Below are 21773 nucleotides of genomic sequence, written 5' to 3' on the forward strand. Positions count from 1 at the left end.
CTTGTTGTCCAAGTTCATATGCAGCACTGGTATTTACTATTGCGACAGAGTGATTCTATCCTCTATGATCAAAGGGTATAGCTTAAGTTAGGGAGGCATCTATAATCATGAGGCAAATAGCGGAACATTGGGTCTGGGAACAGATGTTTGATAAATTGCCTATGGGGGCGATCCTGATCTCTGCGGTTGACGAGCCTGTGGCTAAGGTTAATGATCGTTTCTGCGAACTTACCGAATCCAAACGTTCAGACCTGCTTCAGCTCAAACCTTCCGAAATCCAAGTTCTATCCAATCTATCGATACAACAAATATTGCAATCATTTACATATGAACAAACGTCCACGCTCAAGAAAGACTCATATTTTATCCGCCATAACGGAGATCAAGTCCATGTCTCTGTCTCGATTTCCCTGCTGAAACATCCCGCCCCTAAAGAGGCTCCATGGATATTATGCTGTATAGAGCCCGGGACCGTACAGGAGAAATCGCCTTTGCCGCCAACCATTAAGAATGATGAACTCCTTGCACTCATTTCCAAGAGCGGACAAGATCTTATATCCATCAGCAGCGCTGATGGCATCATCGAATACATCTCACCCTCTGTGACGGAAATACTCGGATACACCCAAGAAGAAATGACGGGCCAATGCCGGATCGATTACTATCACCAGGTGGATTCCGAGCAAATGAAAGAACCGGGGAAGCTATTTTCAGAGGAAGACAGTTTCGTTCGACGCATTCGCCATAAGGACGGGCATTATTTATGGTTTGAAACGTCTTTTCAGTTAATTCGGGGAGCTCACGGCGAGATTAATAAGGTTCTGGCCATTGGACGAAACATTACCAAGCGCAAAACGGATGAGGATACGCTTGCCCATGCGCAGCGGATTGCCAAGATCGGTTCCTGGCGTTGGGACTTGATCACGCATACGCTCACCTACAGCGATGAAATGAGGCGAATTTACGGATATCAGATCCGTGCCACTGAGCCAAACCATAACACGCTGCTGTCATTGGTCGTTCCGGAGGACCGTGAGCGGCTCGAGGCAGCCGTGAGCAGAGCCATTCTAGGAAAAGCGGATGATATCATCTATCGGATCCAGCTTCAGGACGGCCAAATCCGAACCATTCGAGCTCAATGGGAAGTCTCCGTTACGAAGGAAGGCAGACCGATGGAGATGGTCGGCATGGCGCAGGACATCACCGAGCAGATGCTGATTGAACAGCAGTCGCTGGAGAATGAAAACAAGTACAAACTCATAACCGAAAATTCTCTTGACTTCATATCGAGCAGCACCATAGATTGTTCAACGTTTCTTTATTGTTCACCTTCCTGTTATTCACTGCTTGGATATCGTCCGGATGAGATGGTTGGCACCAGTATATTCGATTATGTGTACGCCGAGGATATCATACCGCTACAGGACTATTTTAACAATTGCCTGGACGGCAAATTGCTCACACCGATCACCTTCCGTTATATACATAAGGATGGCAGGCACATCTGGTTTGAAGTCAATTGCAAGTACATCAGCACGCAGGATGGCCAAAAGAACGAGATCATCTCGATTGCCCGCGACATCTCCGAACGAAAACTGATGGAATTTAAGCTAAAGGAAAGCGAGCAGCGATACCGTTCTCTATTTGAATATAATCCGTCGGCCGTATACTCCATGAATTTGGATGGCGACTACTTAACGGCCAACCAGAATCTGCAGGAACTAACAGGATATACGCTGGACGAGCTGATCGGGATGTATTTCGGACCGATTGTAGCGGAAAAAGACATGGCTCGCACGTTGTTTCATTTTAACCAGGCAACAGAAGGCATACCTCAGAGCTATGATCTAACGATTATTCATAAGGATGGACATCCCATCGACATCAATACAATTAACATCCCGATTTTCGTGGATGACGAAGTCGTCGGCGTCTATGGCATTACCCGAGATATCACCGAGCGCATACGAACCATGGAAGAGATCAAGAAGCTGAGCCGGGAGCTCACCCTTTTGCTGAATACGGTGTCCGAAGGCATTATCGGGCTGGACATTCACGGACACGTCGCATTTATCAATCCGGCAGGCGCAGCGATGCTGGATTATGAACCGGCCACCACCATCGGAAGACCCTGCGACCAGATCATCAAAGAAATTCGCCATGACGGCACTTTTTATCGGGGGGATGATTCTCCGCTTGTTCGAGCCGTCCAACAAGGCGTACCGCTGTCAAGAGCCGAAATCGTGCTTTGGCGGGGCGACGGCACCAGCTTTCTGGCAGATTATCAGGTCAATCCCATCTGGGACCAAGGCGAGCGCAAAGGCGCCGTTATGGTATTCCGCGATATCACCGACGAGAAAGAAATCATCCGGGCGAAGGAGAATGCCGAGCGGGCAGATCAAGCAAAAACGGAGTTTCTGACCATGATGAGTCACGAACTCCGCACGCCGATGAACGGCATCATCGGCATGATTGAGCTATTACGAACGACCGAGCTTGACGAGGATCAGCTGAATTATACCGATATTTTGATGGAGAGCAGCAGCTCGCTGCTGCACATCCTGAACGAAATTCTCGATTTCAGCAAAATCGAGACCGGCAATATGACACTCATTCATGAACCGATCGATTTACGTTCCTTGCTTGAAGTCGTTATTGATTTATTCTCGGCCAAAGCTAAAGAAAAAGGATTATCATTATCCTGCAGCATCAACAGCTCCACTGTTCCCGATGTGATCATCGGCGACGCTCTGCGGCTGCGGCAAGTGCTTGTTAATCTCATCAGCAATGCCATCAAATTCACGCATGAGGGCAGCATCACGATGAGTGTCGAGGGACTGCGCAGGACCGGGACCCAGGAAATCACGCTTGCTTTCCAAGTAAAGGATACGGGAATTGGCATCCCTGCCGAACAGCAGCATCAGCTGTTTACCTCCTTCTCGCAGCTTCACCCATCCTTGAATCGCAAATATGGGGGTACGGGATTGGGGCTGGCGATCAGTAAAAAACTGGTCGAGCTGATGGGCGGGGTCATCGGCGTCGAGAGTCGCGAAAATGTCGGATCCTCCTTCTACTTTACGATCCCTACCCGTACGCTGCAGGATGATGTCACGGACAAACAAGCATAGGCGTCTCTCTCATGTTCTCTACAGCCAAAAGGGTGATCTACAGCGATGAGCTGTGGACCACCCTTTTCCCATGTATGCAAATGGTATTATTCCTCGTACAGGGACTCCAGTTCGTCGACAAGCGATCCAACATATGCAACCGCTTTGGAGATCGGCTCGGAAGTGGACATATCGACCCCTGCCATAGCCATTAATTCCAGCGGACTTTTGCTGCCTCCGGCCTTGAGGACTTGGAGCCAGCGGTCTACAGCCGGTTGTCCTTCCTCGCGAATCAATTGTGCTGCAGCAGTTGATGCGGTTAGTCCAGCGGCATACGTATATGGATAAAGACCCATATAATAATGCGGCTGTCGCATCCAGGTAAGCTTCGCTCCTTCATCGAGCTCAACCACGTCACCCCAGAAATCGGATAACACAGCGCCTTTTAGCTCAGATAGCTTATCTGCGGTAATCGGCTCATCGGCCATCGCATGGCGATATACCCGTCGCTGCATTTCCGCTTCCAGAAGGTGAGTCACATAGTTATGGTAATACGTGCTCAGAAGCTGAAGAATAACAGAGCGCCGCATCCGCTTATCCTCGGATTGACTGAGCAGGTGATCCGCCAACAGCAGCTCGTTCATCGTTGAAGGCGCCTCGATAAAATACAAAGAAGGACGGGCATTGGTGATACGCTGATGGTCCGCTGCCAGCATCAAATGACCAGCATGCCCGACTTCATGCGCTAAGGTGAAGGCATTTCGCATATTGTCCGCCCATGCCATCAGGATATAAGAATGCACTCCGTATACGGAGGAACAGAACGCTCCTGTAGACTTACCAATATTATCGGCATAATCCACCCAGCGCTTGGAGAACGTGGATTGAACGATCTCGCCATATTCAGGACCCAGTATCGACAAGGCACTGGAAATCGTGGAGCATGCTTCTTCATAAGTAACGCTTGGATTGAAATCCGTATCCATCGGCGCTTTTAAATCGCAGAACAGCATTTGATCCAGCCCAAGCACTCTCTTCTTCAGCTTCATCAGTCTTCGCATATGCGGAGCTAACTCCGCCAGAATGGTATCATGAATATTGTTGTACATCTCCATCGTCACTTGCTGCGGCTTCAGCAGCATGTCCGTTACGGAATCATACCCGCGAAGCCGGGACATCACCACTTGCTTCTTCACTTCGGTGGCGTAAGCCTCGGCAAATGTATGGCGCGATCCCTGCAGTGACTTCGTGAACGAGGCATAGGCCTCGCGCCGAAGCTGCGTATCCTCTGACATTTCGTAAGAATTCTCGTACAGGCGGAACGAGACCGGCTTGGTTCCGTCATTCACTTGAATATCGTCAAATGTCATATCCGACAGCTTGCTGCGCAAATAGATGCGGTAAGGGGAACCGAGCACCTCTCCCAGCGATGCTAACACGCTTTCCGTCTCAGGACTCAAGCGGTGAGGCTTCGATTCCAGCAGCAATGTCAAGCTTCGGGCATAAGGAACAAGCCCGTCTTCCTTCGTTATGTATTGTTCGATGATTCCATCCTCGAGATCCAGCAGCTCCGATTCAATAAACGTCAGGGAAGATTGGATGCGTGAGAGAACATCGCCCGTTTTGGCCGAATTTCCCAGGTTGGCCGGATTGGTTCCGTCTTCCGATTGTCGCAATCTGGCATACGCCCCGACTCTGCTAATGCTCTCCATCAGAGCTTCCTGTTCATTCAAGCACTCCAGAAGAACTGTTGCACCCTCTCCCAGCCTGCCCTTGAATCGAGTCAATTGAGCAGCTTGCGATTCAATCGCTTTTAATCCCGCTTCGAATGCTTCTTGCGAGACAAACAAATCATCCAGATTCCAAGTGGCCTCGATTGGAACCTCACTTCGTGTCAGCAATTTCCCCATGAATATAACTCCTCTCGTGTCTTGTCCTCTCGTGATTGACGACAGCAGTTACTATGGATTAGCAACTGTATAACAATTCCATCATATCACAGTTTTTTAATGGATCGTATCCGCTTTTCGACCTTGACTTCTGACCCTGTTTATGGATATAGTTATTTCATACTCTTATCTAAAGGAGAGATTTTGATGTCGGTGGTCGTTCTTAACTAACCAAATTTCATATGGATCGAAATGTAAAATTTTGGGCATTTCCTGTAAATGGATATGTTTATTTTTTGATGGAATTTTCATTTCGTCCGTTGAATTAGTTAAGAACTGCGGATATCAATGGAAGCCCTTTAGGGTTTATTCAGATATGATATGGTCATCCGTGCTGAGTTCAGCACGGATTTTTTGGGTCTCCCCCTCCTTTTATTCAAAAGGGTTATTTGGAGCTGTCCCATAACGCCATGCCATCAGAATAACGATCTATGGGCGGAAAGCGAACCTTAGTAGTTCGCTTTCCGCCCTTTTTGTGTTGTATACCATCCATTTTATAGTCAAAAGGAGAATGTAACCCATGAAACCCTTCGCATTAAACAAATTGGAGTACGAGAAAATACGCACCGAGCTTGAACGCTTTGCCGTATCGTATCTGGGCGTCGAGCATATCCGGAAGATGGCTCCCCTCACCCAGATGAAAGCCATCCGCAGCAAACTGAATGAAACGGAGGAAGCCAAAACCCTGCTCCAGACCGGAGCTAGCGTCCCTATTCCTTCACTGGAGGGCATTGAAATGATCCTGGATCTGCTCGGCACAGGTTATGTGCTGTCTGAGCGCGATTTCGGGAATATGGTCCAATATCTGAGAAGCTGCCGCCAGCTCATTCAATATATGAAAGCCAAAGACGGCATTGCTCCATTAATCAGTTCCTACGCCTCATCCATGCATGAACTGCGTCCACTTCTGTCCGAAATCGAACGCAGCATTCACGGGGGGCGTGTTGTGGATAGCGCGAGCAAAGATTTGGCCAAAATCCGCAAAAAAATCATCGTAGCCGAGGAACGGATCAAGCGTAAGCTCGACAGCCTGATGAGCCGTTACAAAGGGATCATGCAAGAGCATGTCATCAGCAAGCGCGGAGAACGTTACGTGCTGCCCATCAAGAAGGAGCACCGTAAATCCGTGAGCGGCTCGATTCTGGATGAATCGGCTAGCGGACAGACAGTATTCATCGAGCCCTCCGACTTGCAGGGACTTCAGATGGAATTGAATTTCCTGCACGCCGATGAAGTCCGCGAAGAAACGAAGGTGCTGAGTGATTTGACCGCACTAGCCGAGCAATATCAATTCGAACTGAGAACCAATGCCGACATTGTTGGAATCTACGACTACATCATAGCCAGAGGCAAGTACGCCGTTTCCATCGGCGGGCGCAATGTAAGCCTGAACCAGGAGGGGTTCATCCATCTAAAATCCGCGGTGCATCCTTTAATCGGCTCCACGATGGTACCGCTGGACTTCTCTATCGGGGAGCGGTATAAAACCTTGATCATTACAGGGCCTAATACCGGCGGCAAAACTTCTGCTCTGAAGACGGTTGGTCTCATCACCGTAATGGTGCAATCCGGTCTGCTGGTTCCTGTCGCGGAAGGCAGCCATTGCGCCATCTTTGACGAGGTTTCCGTCGATATCGGAGATGGGCAGAGTTTGGAGCATGCCCTCAGTACGTTCTCTGCGCATATTCGCAACATCCGCGACATTTTGCAGACAGCCGGCCGGTCCACGCTTGTACTGCTCGATGAAATGGCGTCGGGAACGGATCCCGGTGAAGGCGTAGGATTGTCGATCGCCATTCTGGAGGAGTTGAGTCAACGTCAAGCAACGGTTGTGGTAACCACCCATTTTACCGAAATCAAAAATTTTGCCGAGCGCACCTCCGGCTTTGAGAATGCCCGCATGGAATTTGATGCCGACACACTCGAGCCGCTCTATCGTCTGCGGATTGGTGAAGCCGGGCACAGTTATGCCTTTGTCATTGCAGCGAAGCTGGGCATACCGGAGTCGATCATTGCCAGATCGCGGGAAATCACAGAAGCGGGTATGGCAAGAGATAACACGGCCCTTATCCAAAAGGTAAGCTCAGAGTCCGATGATGAGGCTGAAGAAACACATCCGGAAGAATACGTTACGTTGTCGACAGACAAACAGGATAAGCTAATGAATGATGAAGATCATCAAGATGTAGATTCTCCCTCTTCCCTCTATCAATTAGGCGATCGTGTCTACGTGCCTTATTTGAAACGAAGCGGAACCGTGTATGAAACCATCGACGGTAGAGGTAATATCGGTGTAATGATTCAGAAGGATAGACTGAAAATTAACCATAAACGGCTGAAGCCTTATATTGCAGCCAAGGATCTTTATCCGGAGGATTATGATCTTGATATTGTTTTTGAGAGCAAAGAGAACCGGAAGAAGCGTAAACTGATGAACCGCAAGCACGTTGAAGGACTGCAGATCGAAACGAAACCGGAATAACGAAACTCTTGACGGTGGGTTGACCAGGACATCAATAAGAATGCTAAGGATTTTCGGAGGAGAGATTACGATGAACATACGTACAGAAACCAAGAACGATTACGAGAAGGTCCAGAACCTTCTCACTCAGGCTTTTCCCGGACAGGAAGAAGCGATTCTAGTACGGCGGCTGCGGGAGGATAAAGATTTTCAACGGGAATTGTCAATCGTAGCGGAAGAAGATGGGATCATTAAGGGACATATTATGTTCAGCCGGTCTAGCCTTTTTGACGGGGTTTATAACCATCACGTGGCTGCGCTAGGGCCCCTGGCCGTGCTTCCGGATTATCAACGACAAGGGATCGGCGGGAAATTGATTGAAGAAGGCAAACGGCGGTGTTTCTCGCATGGCTATCCACTTGTTTTTCTGTTCGGCCATCCGGCATATTACCCCCGTTACGGATTTGTGCAGGCCAGAGCCTATGGAATCGACATCACCCAATTTACGGTTTCCGATGAAGTGTTTATGGTTACCGAGCTTCAGCCGGGCGCGCTCGATCACCTGCATGGCGAATTCCGTTTCCACTCCGCTTTCGAAGATTTGGGGTAAGTCGAGCTTCAAAGTCCATATCATCCGAATAGGTTTGATCAAGCCGGGGAATCCTTGGTGGCATTCAGCTTCTGATATGTTGTACAATAAAATCTAAATGACTATTTGAAGGATGGTTTTCAACATGTATGTAGCTCAGGATTGGCAAGATTACGAGGTCATCGATACCGGAGGCGGAGAAAAGCTGGAACGCTGGGGCGACGTGATTCTCAGACGTCCGGATCCGCAGATCATATGGCCGATTGAACGTGAAGATGGACAGTGGCGCAGTGTGCACGGACACTATCATCGCAGCTCGTCGGGCGGCGGACAATGGGACATGAAAAAGCAGCTTCCGGACCGGTGGACCATCTCATACGACCAATTGAAATTTCATATTCGACCAACCAATTTTAAACATACCGGTTTGTTTCCGGAGCAGGCAGCCAACTGGCGCTGGATGATGGATAAGATCGCTTCTGCCGGACGTCCGGTCAGCGTGCTGAACCTGTTCGCCTATACCGGCGGAGCAACCGTGGCGGCCGCTTCGGCCGGAGCTCAGGTTGTTCATGTGGATGCTGCGAAGGGAATGGTTCAATGGGCCAAGGAAAACGCGGCATTGTCCGGACTTGCCGACCGTCCTATCCGTTATATCACGGATGATGTGTTTAAATTCGTACAACGGGAGCAGCGTCGGGGGAACAAATACGATGCGATCATTATGGACCCTCCATCTTATGGCCGCGGACCAAGTGGAGAAACGTGGAAGCTTGAGCAAAGCTTGTATCCCTTCCTCGAAAGCTGCATGAGCATCGTATCGGATAATCCGCTGTTCATGCTGATTAACTCCTATACAACCGGGATCTCCCCTACCGTTCTGAATAACATGCTGACCATGACCATGAAGCCGAAATACGGCGGTACCATCAGTGCGGGAGAGATCGGATTGCCGATTACCCGCTCCGGCATGAACCTGCCGTGCGGCATCCTAGGTCGATGGGAGTCCTGATTCGATGAACAAGCGGGAACCAGCAGCACATCCGGTTGTACCGATTCTGTTCGAGGATAATCATGTGTTAGGAGTAACCAAGCCGGTAAACATCCCCTCCCAAGAGGATGCTACCGGCGATCCCGACATGCTGACCATTCTGAAACAGGACATCAAGGAGCGCTACAATAAACCGGGCAATGTATTTTTGGGATTGGTGCACCGTCTGGACCGTCCGGTTGGCGGAGCGATGGTGTTTGCCAAGACTTCCAAAGCCGCATCCCGATTATCGGAAGCCGTCCGCAGTCGCAGCTTCCGCAAGCAATATGTGGCGGTCGTTCATGGGATTCCTTCGAAAACTTCAGATCGGCTCGTAAATATGCTGTATAAGGATGTAAAAACCAACACCGTTCATGTCACTTCTAAAGGTACGGACGGAGCCAAGGAGGCCATTCTGGATTACACCGTGCTCCAAACGTCCGAAGGCTTCAGCCTCGTCCTGATCGAGCTGCACACGGGCAGGCCCCACCAAATCCGTGTACAGCTGAGCCATGCGGGACATCCGCTGTTCGGAGATCAGAAGTATGGAAGCAAGGTGAACAAAGCCGGCCAGCAGATTGCCTTATGGTCCGTATTGGTCGGATTTCCTCATCCCGTTACCAAAGAGGAGATCTCCATTCGTTCCATGCCGCCCTCGGACTATCCCTGGAGTCTTTTCTCGATGGAGAAGCTGGCCTCCACATGACGGTCCTATCCATAGAATTCAAAAAAACCGAAATCCCGTCTTGGATTTCGGTTTTTTTATACCTCTGTTTCATAATGGCAAATACTGTAATATTTTATCCCTGTACGATAATATATTATCCCTTTACTTTTATCAAAGAATGCCGAAAAATAGTAACTAGATAGTTTAACATTTTTTAGATGATTTGTACAATCATGGTATAAACTCTGCTTTTGAGTTTATATAGATCAACGGCTGCCAAGGAGGAGGATGATCAAAACTGTTCATGAATGGTTACACGGGTCGGCTCGGTTGTTTATGATGTGTAACAGAGCAAGAAAACTCACAGCTCAGGGAGGTTTGATCAGCAACAAGTGTCCGCTGAATTTCAAATTAAATATTCAAGGAGGTATTTGTTATGGATCAGGTTCAATGTCAAACAAATCGCCGCTTGCATTTGAAACCGCTGTGGATTTTTTTAGGAAGCACACTGTTGTTCTTCACCATCATGGTCATCACGGCAAGCAGCGTCTCCGCTCATGGTTATGTTGAATCACCAGCCAGTCGTGGTTATAAGTGTAAGCTCGGAGAGAACACCAACTGCGGCAGAATCATATATGAACCGCATTCCCTGGAGGGAAAAGGAAACTTCCCTATCGGTGGACCGGCGGATGGTCAGATTGCTGGTGCCGGAATATTTCACGAGCTCAATGAACAATCACCTACCCGCTGGAGTAAAGTGAACATGAACGGCGGACCGAATACATTTAAATGGGTGCTGACCGCAGCTCACGCCACATCCGATTGGAAATATTATATTACGAAAAAAGGCTGGGATTCCAGTAAACCCCTCGCACGCGCTGATCTCGAATTGTTCTGCTCCTTCAATGACGGTGGTAAACAACCGCCGAACACCGTAACCCACACTTGTAACGTACCTACCGACCGCACCGGCTACTATCTGATCCTAGCCGTCTGGGAGATCGCCGATACAGGCAACGCCTTCTATAACGTAATCGATGTGAACTTGAATAACGGCAGCGGAAATCAGGACACGCAAGCTCCAACCGCACCGGGTAACTTAAGATCCACAGGCGTCACCAGCAGCAGCATTTCGCTCTCCTGGAACGCTGCCACGGATAATGTGGGGGTAACAGGCTATGAAATCTATCAAGGATCTAATCTAGTAACAACCGTATCAGGATCAACCTTAAGCCATACCGTCACCGGTCTGCAAGCGTCAACCTCCTATACCTTCACGGTAAAAGCACGCGATGGAGCAGGCAATGTCTCCACGGCGAGCAATCCGTTAACGATTGCCACATCCAATCCGGTACCGGACACTCAAGCTCCGACGGCTCCCGCCAATTTACGATCAGTCGGCTCTACCTCAACCAGCGTATCATTAGCCTGGAACCATTCTACGGATAATGTCGGCATTAGCGGCTATGAAGTTTATCGGGGCACAACGCTGGTGGCCACGGTATCCGGCAGCACGCTTTCCTATACGGTCGGCGGGTTAACACCCAACACAGCCTATAGCTTCACCGTTAAAGCTCGTGATGCGGCTGGCAACGTCTCCCCTGCAAGCAATGAACTGCAAGTTACCACGGCGGACGGTTCCACACCGGAAACTCCGGCCTGGGCACCAAACACTTCATATCAGCAAGGAGCTTTAGTCACATATGGTGGCAACACCTATGAGTGCCGTCAAGCCCACACGTCCCTGCCTGGTTGGGAACCCTCCAACGTGCCGGCTTTATGGTTGCTTAAGTCATAATCTCAATACGTCATGTAAGATTCGAAACGTGATATAAGATAATGCTCCAAAAGTATGAAAATATGTAACAGCCCCAAGGGTGAGCTGCCGTCTGCAGCCGCCCAGGGGGCTTCTCTACGTTTACGACGTTAGCTATAGCTTTAGAACTTATACCTCAACCAGAACTTCCTTTGGAGCTGTACTAATCTTTCCTAACAGATAAACAAGCAGCTGCTGATTATGCGAGGATATGCGGTTCAAAATTTGGGTAAGGTACTCATCCCTAACCTGTAACCCCCGTGTATATTCCTCACGCCCTTTATAGGAAATCGTCACCCAGACGATCCGTCTGTCATTCGCGTCCCGTTCCCGTTTGATCAATCCATTCTTCTCCATCCGGTCCAATAGCATGGTTACGGCTGCCGGACTTGTGGCCAGGTAAGGAATGAAATCGGAAGGTTTCATTCGCTTTAATTCAGCAAGCACCTCCAGCACCATCAGTTGCGATTCCGTCAATGTCGGTGCTAATCCGGCTTCCATATGGAGCTTATAATCCTTGGCCAGCTTGGACCACACCTTGGCGAATTCGGCAGTATGCATATTTATCCCGTCCCTTCAATTGTGCTGTCATGATCAAACACCGGATTCCATCCGTGGATGTTGCGCTGTACTTCGGTGAATGGATTTCGATTTCGTGTGAACCCTAGTCATGATTCCATAATAGTTTATAGGATTAACTTTTCGCGGGCGACCTCTCAATATCCTTCTTTTTTCGTTAAAAAATATAATTTCCAATCAAGCGACAAAACCTGCCAACCCTTATATGACGGCATTTTTCAAGGTTCACCCTGCTTCGACATAGTCGGGCATATGTCAAATAGTATAAATAACAGCTCTAATGTTGCGGGAAACGCAAAATATAGCAAAAGCACCTCGACAAATATCATCGAAGGTGCTTTTCGTCCGTCTATCTTATCTTCTCCAAACTTGGAAATCTCCTAAAAAAGGATGTTACGCAATCTTGTTTAACTTTCTTGACCTGACTCCGCATGCGGAAGAGTTACCAGATCGACAATCCGTCCTTGCTTGCCAACATCGGCAAGCAGTTTGCCTATCGATTTACGTTCCGCGATCGGAACTTTTTCGGTGTGAATCAGATGGGCTTGCCCATCTTCGCTGTACGCCATAATCTGCAGCGGTTCACGGCAATAGAAAGCACCGACAATGGCGCTGCCGTTAGGCTTCACCCGCTTGCCTTCCTTAAACTCAAACGTAGCCATGCCTTTTCCGCCGCGGCTTTGCGTCTGGTAATCCAGCAGCAAGCTGCGCTTGCCATAGCCAAGATCCGTGATAGTCAAAATCTCACCCTCATCGTTCTCCACCCATAATGCCGCAACGACTTCATCCCCGTCACGGAGCTGGATTCCTCGAACCCCGCCGGAAACGCGTCCCATGGCGTTGACTTCCTGCTCATTAAACCGGATGCTCATCCCTTCTTTCGAGATTAGCACAATATCTTTATTGTTATCACTCACGACGACCTGGATAATGCTGTCTTCCGCAGCGACCTTGGCTGCCGCAACGGCGCCAGCCCGCTTGGTGACATACTCCTTGAGCTCTGTGCGTTTCACTTGACCTTTGCGGCTGACAAACACAAGCGACTTGCCCTCTTCTTCAAAGTTCGAAACCGGAATGACCGATACGATGTGATCCTCTTTCGGTACCTGAATCACGTTAACGATGGCCGTACCGGCATCCTTCCATTTGTATTCCGGAATCTGGTGAACCGGCAATAAGAAATACTGTCCACGGCTCGTGAATATAAGCAGATTCTCCAGGGTATTAACTTCAAACAGACGTGTGATGTAATCCCCTTCCTTAACGCCTGAGCTTTCCAGCTCACCGCCGCTTCGGGTGAAGGATAACATGCTGGTACGCTTGATGTAGCCTTCATTAGACAGAGTTACGAGCACGTCCTCTGCGTTCACCAGCACTTCAAGATTAACCTTGATCTCTTCCACTTCTTCCTGAATGACAGAACGCCGGTCGATGCCGTATTTCTCGCGAATTTCAAGCAGCTCTTTGCGAATGACGGCAATCAGCTTCTTATCGCTGTCCAGTATCGCACGCAAGCCCTCGATTTTCTTCATTAACTCGTCCAGCTCTTTTTGCAGGGAATGAATTTCAAGGTTCGTAAGGCGGTATAATTGCAAGGTCAATATGGAATCGGCTTGTCTCTCCGTGAAACCGAACATCCATTGCAGATTGTTCTGGGCATCCTGGCGATTCTTGGACGCTTTGATCGCCGCAATGACCTCATCCAGGATATTTAAAGCCTTAACCAGGCCTTCCAATACATGCGCCCGATCCTCTGCTTTCTCCAGCTCATACTGGGTCCGGTGCGTGACGACTTCACGCTGATGCTGGATATAGGCGGATAACATGTCTTTAAGCCCCAGTTGTTGAGGGGTTTTATTCACGATCGCAACCATATTGAAATTATACGTAATTTGCAGATCGGTTTTCTTGAACAAATAAGCCAGAATCCCGTTTGCGTCGGCATCCTTCTTCAGCTCAACGACGATGCGAAGTCCTTCTCGTCCGCTCTCATCGCGAACCTCGGCGATACCCTCGACTTTTTTCTCCAGACGTATGTTCTCCATCGTGGTAACAAGCCGTGACTTAACGACCTGATAAGGAATTTCCGTGATGACAATCTGCTGCTTGCCGCCGCGAAGCGATTCAATGTCCGTCTTCGACCGCAGATAAACGCGGCCTTTGCCTGTCCGATAGGCATCCAAAATGCCTTCGCCGCCCATGATGATTCCGCTGGTTGGGAAGTCCGGACCTTTGATAAAGGTCATAATCTCCGCCAGCTCAATCTCCGGCTTCTGCATAACGGCAATACAAGCATCGATCACTTCCCGCAGATTGTGAGGCGGGATTTCAGTGGCAAAGCCCGCGGAAATCCCGCTAGCTCCGTTCACAAGCAGGTTTGGGTACCGTGAAGGCAGCACAACTGGTTCCTTGGCCGTGTTATCAAAATTATCCTTAAACAGTACGGTCCGCTTCTCGATATCCCGAAGCAGCTCCATGGCAATCGGCGATAACCTTGCCTCGGTATAACGCATCGCTGCGGCGGGATCATCATCCTGGGAACCCCAGTTTCCGTGGCCGTCCACGAGCACATGTCCCATCTTCCATGGCTGAGCCATCCGAACCATACCTTCATAAATCGATGAGTCCCCGTGCGGATGGTAATTACCCATGACATCCCCGACGGTTTTCGCCGATTTACGGTATGGTTTATCCGGTGTGTTACCCGAATCGTACATGGCATACAGGATCCGGCGCTGAACGGGCTTCAGCCCGTCACGAACGTCCGGGATCGCCCGGTCCTGAATAATATACTTGGAATACCGGCCAAATCGATCACCTACGACCTCTTCCAGAAAAGCCGGCAAAAATTGCTCAGATAAACTCATTCCTTCACCTTCTATTCCTCAAACTCTGCGAAGTTTACATTTTCTACGATCCACCGTTTGCGGGGATCTACTTTATCTCCCATCAGCGTAGACACGCGACGCTCCGCTTTGGCAGCATCATCGATTTGTACCTGCAGCAATGTCCGTGTTTCTGGGTTCATCGTGGTTTCCCATAATTGCTCCGGGTTCATCTCGCCCAGACCTTTGTAACGCTGCAGCTCGAAGTTTTTGAATTCCTTCAAATAGTTAGCCAGCTGCTCATCCGTCCAGGCATACCGAACGGTTTCCAGCTTCCCGGATTTGCTGGCGATTTTATACAGTGGAGGCTGCGCAAGGTAGACGCGGCCTTCATCAATTAACGGTTTCATGTATCTGTAGAAGAACGTAAGCAGCAGCACCTGAATATGAGCGCCATCCGTATCCGCATCCGTCATGATGATGATTTTCGAATAATTGCTGTCCCCGGCGGTAAACTCCGTACCGATCCCTGCACCAATGGCAGATACAATCGCTCGGTATTCATCATTCTTCAGGATGTCGGCCAGCTTCGATTTCTCCGGATTCATCGGTTTCCCTTTAAGAGGCAGTATAGCCTGGATTTTCGAATCCCGTCCCTGCTTTGCAGAACCGCCAGCGGAGTCCCCTTCGACTATAAACAATTCGGTTCGCGTAAAGTCTTTGGACTGCGCAGGCGTCAGCTTGCCGCCCAGATTGGAGCTTTCGCTGCGCTTCTTGCCGGTGCGCATCTCATCCCTTGCTTTACGGGCCGCTTCACGCGCTTTGGAAGCCTGGATGGCCTTCTTCAGCAGCGTTTGTGCGATCTGCGGATTCTCCTCGAGGAAGATTTGCATCTTCTCGGTGACAATGCTGTCAACCGCACTGCGCGCAGAAGCGCTTCCCAGCTGGTCCTTGGTCTGTCCGACAAATTCGACCTCAGCCATCTTGACGCTGATCACGGTCATCATGCCTTCCCGAAGATCATTGCCTTCCAGGTTCTTGTCCTTTTCCTTCAAAAGATTGTTCTTGCGGGCATAATCATTCATGACACGGGTGTAAGCTGTCTTAAAACCCGTCTCATGCGTACCACCCCCGCGCGTCGGGATGGAGTTAACGAAAGAAGCCAACGTTTCGGTATATCCCGCATTATATTGAAGGGCGATTTCAACTTCGATATCATCCTTCTCCGCATAAAAATGGATCACATCATGGAGCACGTCCTTGCCTTCATTCAGGAACTGAACGAACTGGCTTGCGCCGCCTTCATAGAAAAACTCTTCCCCGTTGCCGCTGCGCTCGTCTTTCAATACAATCCGGAGTCCGGAGTTCAAGAAGGCAATTTCCTGTAAGCGCTCTGCTAGTGTGTCGTAATTCAGATGTGTTCCCGCGGTAAACACGCGCGCATCCGGTTTAAACGTAATCTTCGTCCCTGTTTTGTTCGTATTGCCAAGCACCTCAAGACCCGTTACAGGTTCCCCGACATGCTCTTTTCCTTTTTTGTCCTGCCAGTATTCAAATCGTTGGCGATGAATTTTACCGTCACGGTAAATTTCAACCTCCAGCCACTCGGACAGCGCATTGGTTACGGATGCGCCAACACCATGAAGACCGCCGGACTTCTTATATCCGGAACCACCGAATTTACCGCCGGCATGCAAAATCGTAAATACAACCTGCGGGGTGGGGATGCCTGTCTTGTGCATTCCGGTTGGAATACCGCGTCCGTTGTCGTATACCGTCGCGGATCCGTCTTTATGCAATGTAATTTCAATTCTCGAGCAGTACTTGGCCAAATGCTCGTCTACGGCGTTGTCCACAATTTCCCATACCAGATGATGCAAGCCTGACGAGCTTGTGCTCCCTATGTACATGCCTGGCCGTTTGCGCACCGCAACGAGGCCTTCGAGCACTTGAATGTCGTCAGCATCGTATCCTGAACGGTTGTTACCGCCGTTCTTCGATGACTCTGCAAACATATCGATCTGTTCGACCATTCATGCTCCTCCTTCAATTTCACGTATCTCGTGTATTTCTATTTCTACATTTCAATATTTTAGAAGAACGCTGTTCCCTAAAAAATGCAAACAAATGTTTCATGCTTTGTCCATTTTAATTCAAGATATCCCTTCTCGTAAAGACACTGAATGAAACAATAACCGCACAAATGGCCCAGACGGCCAATACGGCAAGGGAAAAATTCAAAGTCATCCCCTCAATTGGCGGCAAATTGCCTGCTAAATAATTCGTTAAATTGAGGTTTACCATGAACAAATATTTCGCGCTGCTCCAGGCCGATGCCATATTCGTCAGAATATTTCCGGCAATCAATGCGGCCATCATAATCACAATGCTCGCCGCCGTGCTTCGAACCAGCACGGACACCATAAAGGCCAGCATACCGACGCATACGCCGACAAACCATACCAATCCACCCTGCATCAGCAAATACTTCCACTGTGGGACAGCATGAACGCCGGACATATCCACATCAGACCCAACAATTTGGAATCCCGTGAATACCGGTATGTCAAATCCCTTGTATCCGAAGGCTAGACCGGAAATCAGATAGGCTATGACAAAGGTGGAAACGACAATAAGAGACGTAAACATGATCAAGGCGATCAGTTTGCTGAGCAGCACCTTCCATCGCTTCACAGGCCTTGTCAGCAGCATTTTAATGGTGCCGGTCGTCCGTTCACCGGAGACGATATCCGAGGCGATCGCCATAATGAGCAGCGGAATAAACAGGGATATCGCATTATTCAAAAATTCCCGTGTAAACGTAACCCCGTTTGGTTGATTAGGATTCACATCATGCTGCAAATAATACTGCATTTGCTGAATAAAGATTTGCCTGTATCGTTTCCATTCATCCGGCACCCTGTCACTGCTTAGCGAATTCTCATTATCCGTGATTCGCTGCTGAAGTTCAAGCCGCCAATCACTGTTGAACTTCTCCCGGCTCCGTTCAGCTGACTTCATCTGGGCATAAGTAAACATGGGAACCAGAACAAGAAGAACGAGAAGGACAACATAAAACCGCTTTCGTTTGATAATTTTGATGCACTCGTTTTTGATCAGGGGCAACAGGTTACTCAATACTCTCACCCTCCGTCATCTGCAGGAACAGCTGCTCCAGCGTAGGATTGATCCGATGAACCTCCCGGACCTGTACTCCCGCGGCCACCAGCCGTTCCACAGCTCTTGACGTGTATGTAGTGCTCATACGGGTCACAACAGCATCCGGAGACATGCCTGCCAGCAAATTATCGTCAAGCACGTCCTCGGGGCGCTCGACAATGTGGCAATAATCCAGCTTTTGCAATATTCGTTTTCCTTGCACGGCGGGATTCAGATCCCAGATCACATGATCGCTGTTGCCGGCAATCAATTCTTCGACCTCGCCAACCGCAAGCACTCTTCCGCTGCTGATGATCGCCACGCGATCGCATAACAGCTGGATTTCGCTCAGCAGATGACTCGAGACAAAAACAGCCAATCCTTCCTCGGCTAATCGATGGATGAACTGCCGCATCTCTTTGATCCCTTTCGGATCAAGACCGTTTGTCGGCTCGTCAAGAATGAGCAGCCTCGGTCTGCCGAGCAGGGCTTGGGCTATCCCAAGCCGCTGCCGCATTCCCAGAGAATACGTGCTCACCTTGTCGTGAATTCTTCGATCCAATCTCACCGTATCCACAACTTCCTGTATTCGCTGCTGGTCAATGCCGGGCTGCATTCGCGCAAAATGCTCAAGATTTTCCCACCCCGTCATATATGAATACATTTCAGGATTCTCCACGATGGAACCGATATAACGCAGCGCCTGCTCCTGCTGGCGGTTCACATCATAACCGCAAACCTCGATCCTGCCGGAGGTCGGTTTGATCAGATCCACCAGCATCCGGATCGTGGTCGTCTTTCCTGCCCCGTTCGGCCCCAAGAACCCGAAAATTTCGCCTGCGCGCACGTCGAACGACACATCATGTATAATCCATTTTCGACCGATTTTCTTTTTTACATGCTGGACAGATAGCACGATTTCTTGAGCTTGTTCATTCATCGTTTTCCAACTCCCCATATGACATCCTCATCATGCCTAGAGCATACCCTCTACAATTCGATCCGCTATAGCCTGATATCCTGCCCCGTTCGGATGAAAATGGTCCGAGGACAGATACTCGCCCAGCTTGTGCTGAAACAGATCGAACGTAGGGACCAATGTCATATTGGGATCCCGGTTCACAATCTCCATGACCGAATGATTCCAGGCAGAGACCACAATATTCCCGGGTATGAGCAAATCCTCCAAATCGGAAAAAGGATGATAGAGACCGATATAAACGATTCGGGCATCCGGATTAATGGCGCGAATCTTCTCCAGAATCGCCTGCAGTCGTTCAGAGGCCTGCGGCAATGCGGCCATCAGTTTGGCAGGTTCGAGCTCCAACTCATCGGAATCCGCCGCCCCGTCCATCAGCCCGCTGCCTTGAAATATATCATTGCCTCCGATCGAAAGCATAATCACATTGGCTTGCTTCAAGGCATACTGTATTCCCTTGTCGTCCAGCTTGGGAAGCAGTGCTTCGGTAGTCATTCCGTTTATGGCCAGATTTGCCAGCAGGCTCGCTGTTCGTCCATCGCCGTTTAATTGATCCACGCTCCTGCGGACAAAACCACTCCCGGTATTGTCCCCTGTTCCCTTGGCCAGTGAATCTCCAATCGCAGTTACCTTTAAATCATGGGGCAAAACCGGTTGTGACGGATCGCTCCCCGGCTGCTCCGGCGCTGTCTCTTCTTCGGACGCCTCGGATCCGCCACCGGTCAGCAAGGGCTGTCCTTGCGGATCATTAATATCTTTGAACGCATACATAAAACCGATAATGAGCACAATCGTTACAATAACCGACACGGAGGCAGTGATTCGCCATATCCATGCAGATGATTTCATGACATTCCCCCTACAAAATTCCTCATTACATTACCTTAAGACTTCTATATAAAATTTGCAAATCAAAACACGCAAAGAAGACTGCCCCGGACGCAATCTTTGGATGCGTGACCGGGGCAGCCTTTTCATATGAAACAAGATAAGTGCTTATTGACTAATGAACTCTTGAACCCAATATCCGTTATAGTATCCAACACCGATCATGGTGAAATTCGGAGACAGGATGTTTTCACGATGACCTTGGCTGTTCATCCAGGAGTTCATTACTTCTTGAGGCGTACGTTGCCCTTTAGCGATATTCTCGCCGGCATAGCCGTAAGAAATACCGTAAGCTTTCATCATATCAAATGGCGAACCATGTGTCGGTGAAGTGTGGCTGAAGTAATTGTTATTACTCATATCCTTCGCTTTATCCAGCGCTACGGTTGTTAGCTTAGCATGGACCGTGAGCGGCTTCAGACCTGCATTCGCACGTTCTTTGTTCACCAATGTGACAACCTCGGAAGCAAAATTCGATTGTTCCGTTGTACCCGCTGACTCGGAAGGCTGGGACGGTTTTGTAGATGGAGTGCTAGTCTCAGGCTTGCTTGTTTCCGGTTTGCTGGTTTCAGGTTGCGTCACTTCTGGTTTAGTGGTTTCTGGCTTGCTGGTTTGCGGAGTCTCAACAGGTTTATCTGCCTGAGGTTTTTCCGTTTGCGGCTTCTGAACCACCCATTTAAACTGTGATTCAAAACCTTGGCTCTCCAGGAATTTCTGGATCTTTTGCTGCCAGTTCACATAATTATTACTCTCAGCAGGTGCTGCGGATGCCGTAGTAGGCAGCATGATACCGACAGCCAGTACAGCAGCAATGCTGCCGCCTGCGATTTTCTTTATCCAATGGTTGTTCATAAATGCTCATCTCCTATGCTCATAGTTGTGAGTTTGCTTGACCGCCCGTTCTAAGATGACTTTCATGGGTGCTGGACGATCAAACAATAGTTACATTTTTGTAATCTCGTACGAACACATTGTAACACATTTGATACCTTGGGCAATCCTACAATTGTTGGAAAAGCGACCTTGAATTCCTACCTTTACATAAGTGATCAAGTCGGCACTAGTCCCAGATCATATGTAGTGATCGCTGCCTGATTCAAGCGATAGATCTCCTTTTAAATCGGTGTCTTTCAATCGAGTTTTAGGCCATAACAAGAAAAAACCCATCCCAAAAATGGGATGGGTTCATGAAAAGACCCAGGACTACAGCTTTTTACTAAACTGATATCCAGCCTTTTCAAATCCAATATGCTCATAAAATGCATGTGCGGGAGCAAGTTCTTCCCGGTTGCCGCTTGTGAGAAACAAGAGGTGGCTACCATGCTGTCTTCCCCATGTCTCTGCACCGCGAATCAATCTTTTGCCAATTCCTTGGCCGCGGTAGCTTGAGGTTACAATAACCGAAGTAATTTGAGTGACCGGTTCGGTCATAGTGAAGGATTTGACTTGACGAAGCATGATCATACCAACAACAACACCATCAACTTCAGCAATCAGATTGCCGTATAAAGGATTGTCGTTCATCGCTTCCATCCGTTCACGCATGACATTCAGCGTGGTCGGATAATTCAGTTCGCGCATCAAGGATGTGACAGCTTCCAAATCATTCTTCTCAAAGTTTCGAATCAGCAGTGCAGGCGCAGATAATACGCTTTCGATGCTCATTATACCCTCATGCTTCCCTTCTTCTATGAATTCTGAGTAAACTCTACTTCTATTTTGTAAGT

The 21773-nt window shown here is 49.1% G+C and carries 15 protein-coding genes; 6 read left to right on the forward strand and 9 right to left on the reverse strand.

All coding sequences use genetic code 11. The annotated features are described in order from the left end of the window. Positions 1-107 precede the first annotated feature (107 nt). Positions 108-3128 carry a PAS domain S-box protein gene (locus AK95_RS02475; protein ID WP_071218324.1) on the forward strand — a complete coding sequence of 1007 codons (3021 nt, stop codon included), beginning with the start codon at positions 108-110 and terminating at the stop codon, positions 3126-3128. Between the two features lie 86 nt (positions 3129-3214). Here AK95_RS02475 and pepF read toward each other — a convergent pair whose 3' ends face one another. Further along, complete coding sequence (pepF, locus tag AK95_RS02480; RefSeq protein ID WP_071218325.1) at positions 3215-5017, reverse strand: oligoendopeptidase F; 1803 nt, start codon at positions 5015-5017, stop codon at positions 3215-3217. 559 nt (positions 5018-5576) lie between these two features. On the opposite strand from pepF, the gene AK95_RS02485 reads away from it, so the two are divergent. From AK95_RS02485 to AK95_RS02505, 5 genes are all read left to right on the forward strand, one after another. Then, positions 5577-7538, forward strand: coding sequence for an endonuclease MutS2 (locus tag AK95_RS02485; RefSeq protein WP_071218326.1), 1962 nt, complete (start codon positions 5577-5579; stop codon positions 7536-7538). A 70-nt stretch (positions 7539-7608) separates the two neighbouring features. Continuing rightward, complete coding sequence (locus AK95_RS02490; protein WP_071218327.1) at positions 7609-8127, forward strand: GNAT family N-acetyltransferase; 519 nt, start codon at positions 7609-7611, stop codon at positions 8125-8127. Positions 8128-8251: 124 nt separating this feature from the next. Further along, positions 8252-9115 (forward strand): class I SAM-dependent methyltransferase, encoded by an 864-nt coding sequence (locus AK95_RS02495; protein ID WP_071218328.1) that lies wholly within the window; start codon positions 8252-8254, stop codon positions 9113-9115. Positions 9116-9119: 4 nt separating this feature from the next. After that, positions 9120-9839: an RluA family pseudouridine synthase gene (locus AK95_RS02500; protein WP_071218329.1), complete on the forward strand. Its 720-nt coding sequence runs from the start codon at positions 9120-9122 to the stop codon at positions 9837-9839. Between the two features lie 397 nt (positions 9840-10236). Then, positions 10237-11598, forward strand: coding sequence for a lytic polysaccharide monooxygenase (locus AK95_RS02505; RefSeq protein WP_071218330.1), 1362 nt, complete (start codon positions 10237-10239; stop codon positions 11596-11598). A 147-nt stretch (positions 11599-11745) separates the two neighbouring features. Here the strand turns inward: AK95_RS02505 and AK95_RS02510 are convergent, their stop codons facing one another. The 8 genes from AK95_RS02510 to AK95_RS02545 form a co-directional block, all read right to left on the reverse strand. Further along, positions 11746-12177 (reverse strand): MarR family transcriptional regulator, encoded by a 432-nt coding sequence (locus AK95_RS02510; protein WP_071218331.1) that lies wholly within the window; start codon positions 12175-12177, stop codon positions 11746-11748. 425 nt (positions 12178-12602) lie between these two features. Further along, positions 12603-15062: a DNA gyrase subunit A gene (gene gyrA / locus AK95_RS02515; RefSeq protein ID WP_071218332.1), complete on the reverse strand. Its 2460-nt coding sequence runs from the start codon at positions 15060-15062 to the stop codon at positions 12603-12605. Between the two features lie 11 nt (positions 15063-15073). Next, entirely contained in the window at positions 15074-17053 is a 1980-nt protein-coding gene (gene parE, locus AK95_RS02520) for a DNA topoisomerase IV subunit B (RefSeq protein WP_071218333.1), read from the reverse strand. 115 nt (positions 17054-17168) lie between these two features. Then, complete coding sequence (locus AK95_RS02525) at positions 17169-18158, reverse strand: ABC transporter permease (protein ID WP_071218334.1); 990 nt, start codon at positions 18156-18158, stop codon at positions 17169-17171. After that, positions 18151-19119 (reverse strand): ABC transporter ATP-binding protein, encoded by a 969-nt coding sequence (locus AK95_RS02530; protein WP_071218424.1) that lies wholly within the window; start codon positions 19117-19119, stop codon positions 18151-18153. The genes AK95_RS02525 and AK95_RS02530 overlap by 8 nt, the downstream gene beginning before the upstream one ends. Positions 19120-19155: 36 nt before the next feature. Continuing rightward, on the reverse strand, positions 19156-20007 hold the full coding sequence (locus tag AK95_RS02535; protein WP_071218335.1) for a GDSL-type esterase/lipase family protein: 852 nt from the start codon (positions 20005-20007) through the stop codon (positions 19156-19158). Positions 20008-20154: 147 nt separating this feature from the next. Continuing rightward, positions 20155-20898, reverse strand: a complete 744-nt coding sequence (locus tag AK95_RS02540) for a CAP domain-containing protein (protein ID WP_071218336.1) — start codon at positions 20896-20898, stop codon at positions 20155-20157. Positions 20899-21249: 351 nt separating this feature from the next. After that, complete coding sequence (locus tag AK95_RS02545; protein WP_071218337.1) at positions 21250-21711, reverse strand: GNAT family N-acetyltransferase; 462 nt, start codon at positions 21709-21711, stop codon at positions 21250-21252. Between the last annotated feature and the right edge of the window lie 62 nt (positions 21712-21773).

This window comes from Paenibacillus sp. LC231, from assembly GCF_001860525.1.
Taxonomy (GTDB): Bacteria; Bacillota; Bacilli; order Paenibacillales; family Paenibacillaceae; genus Paenibacillus_AQ.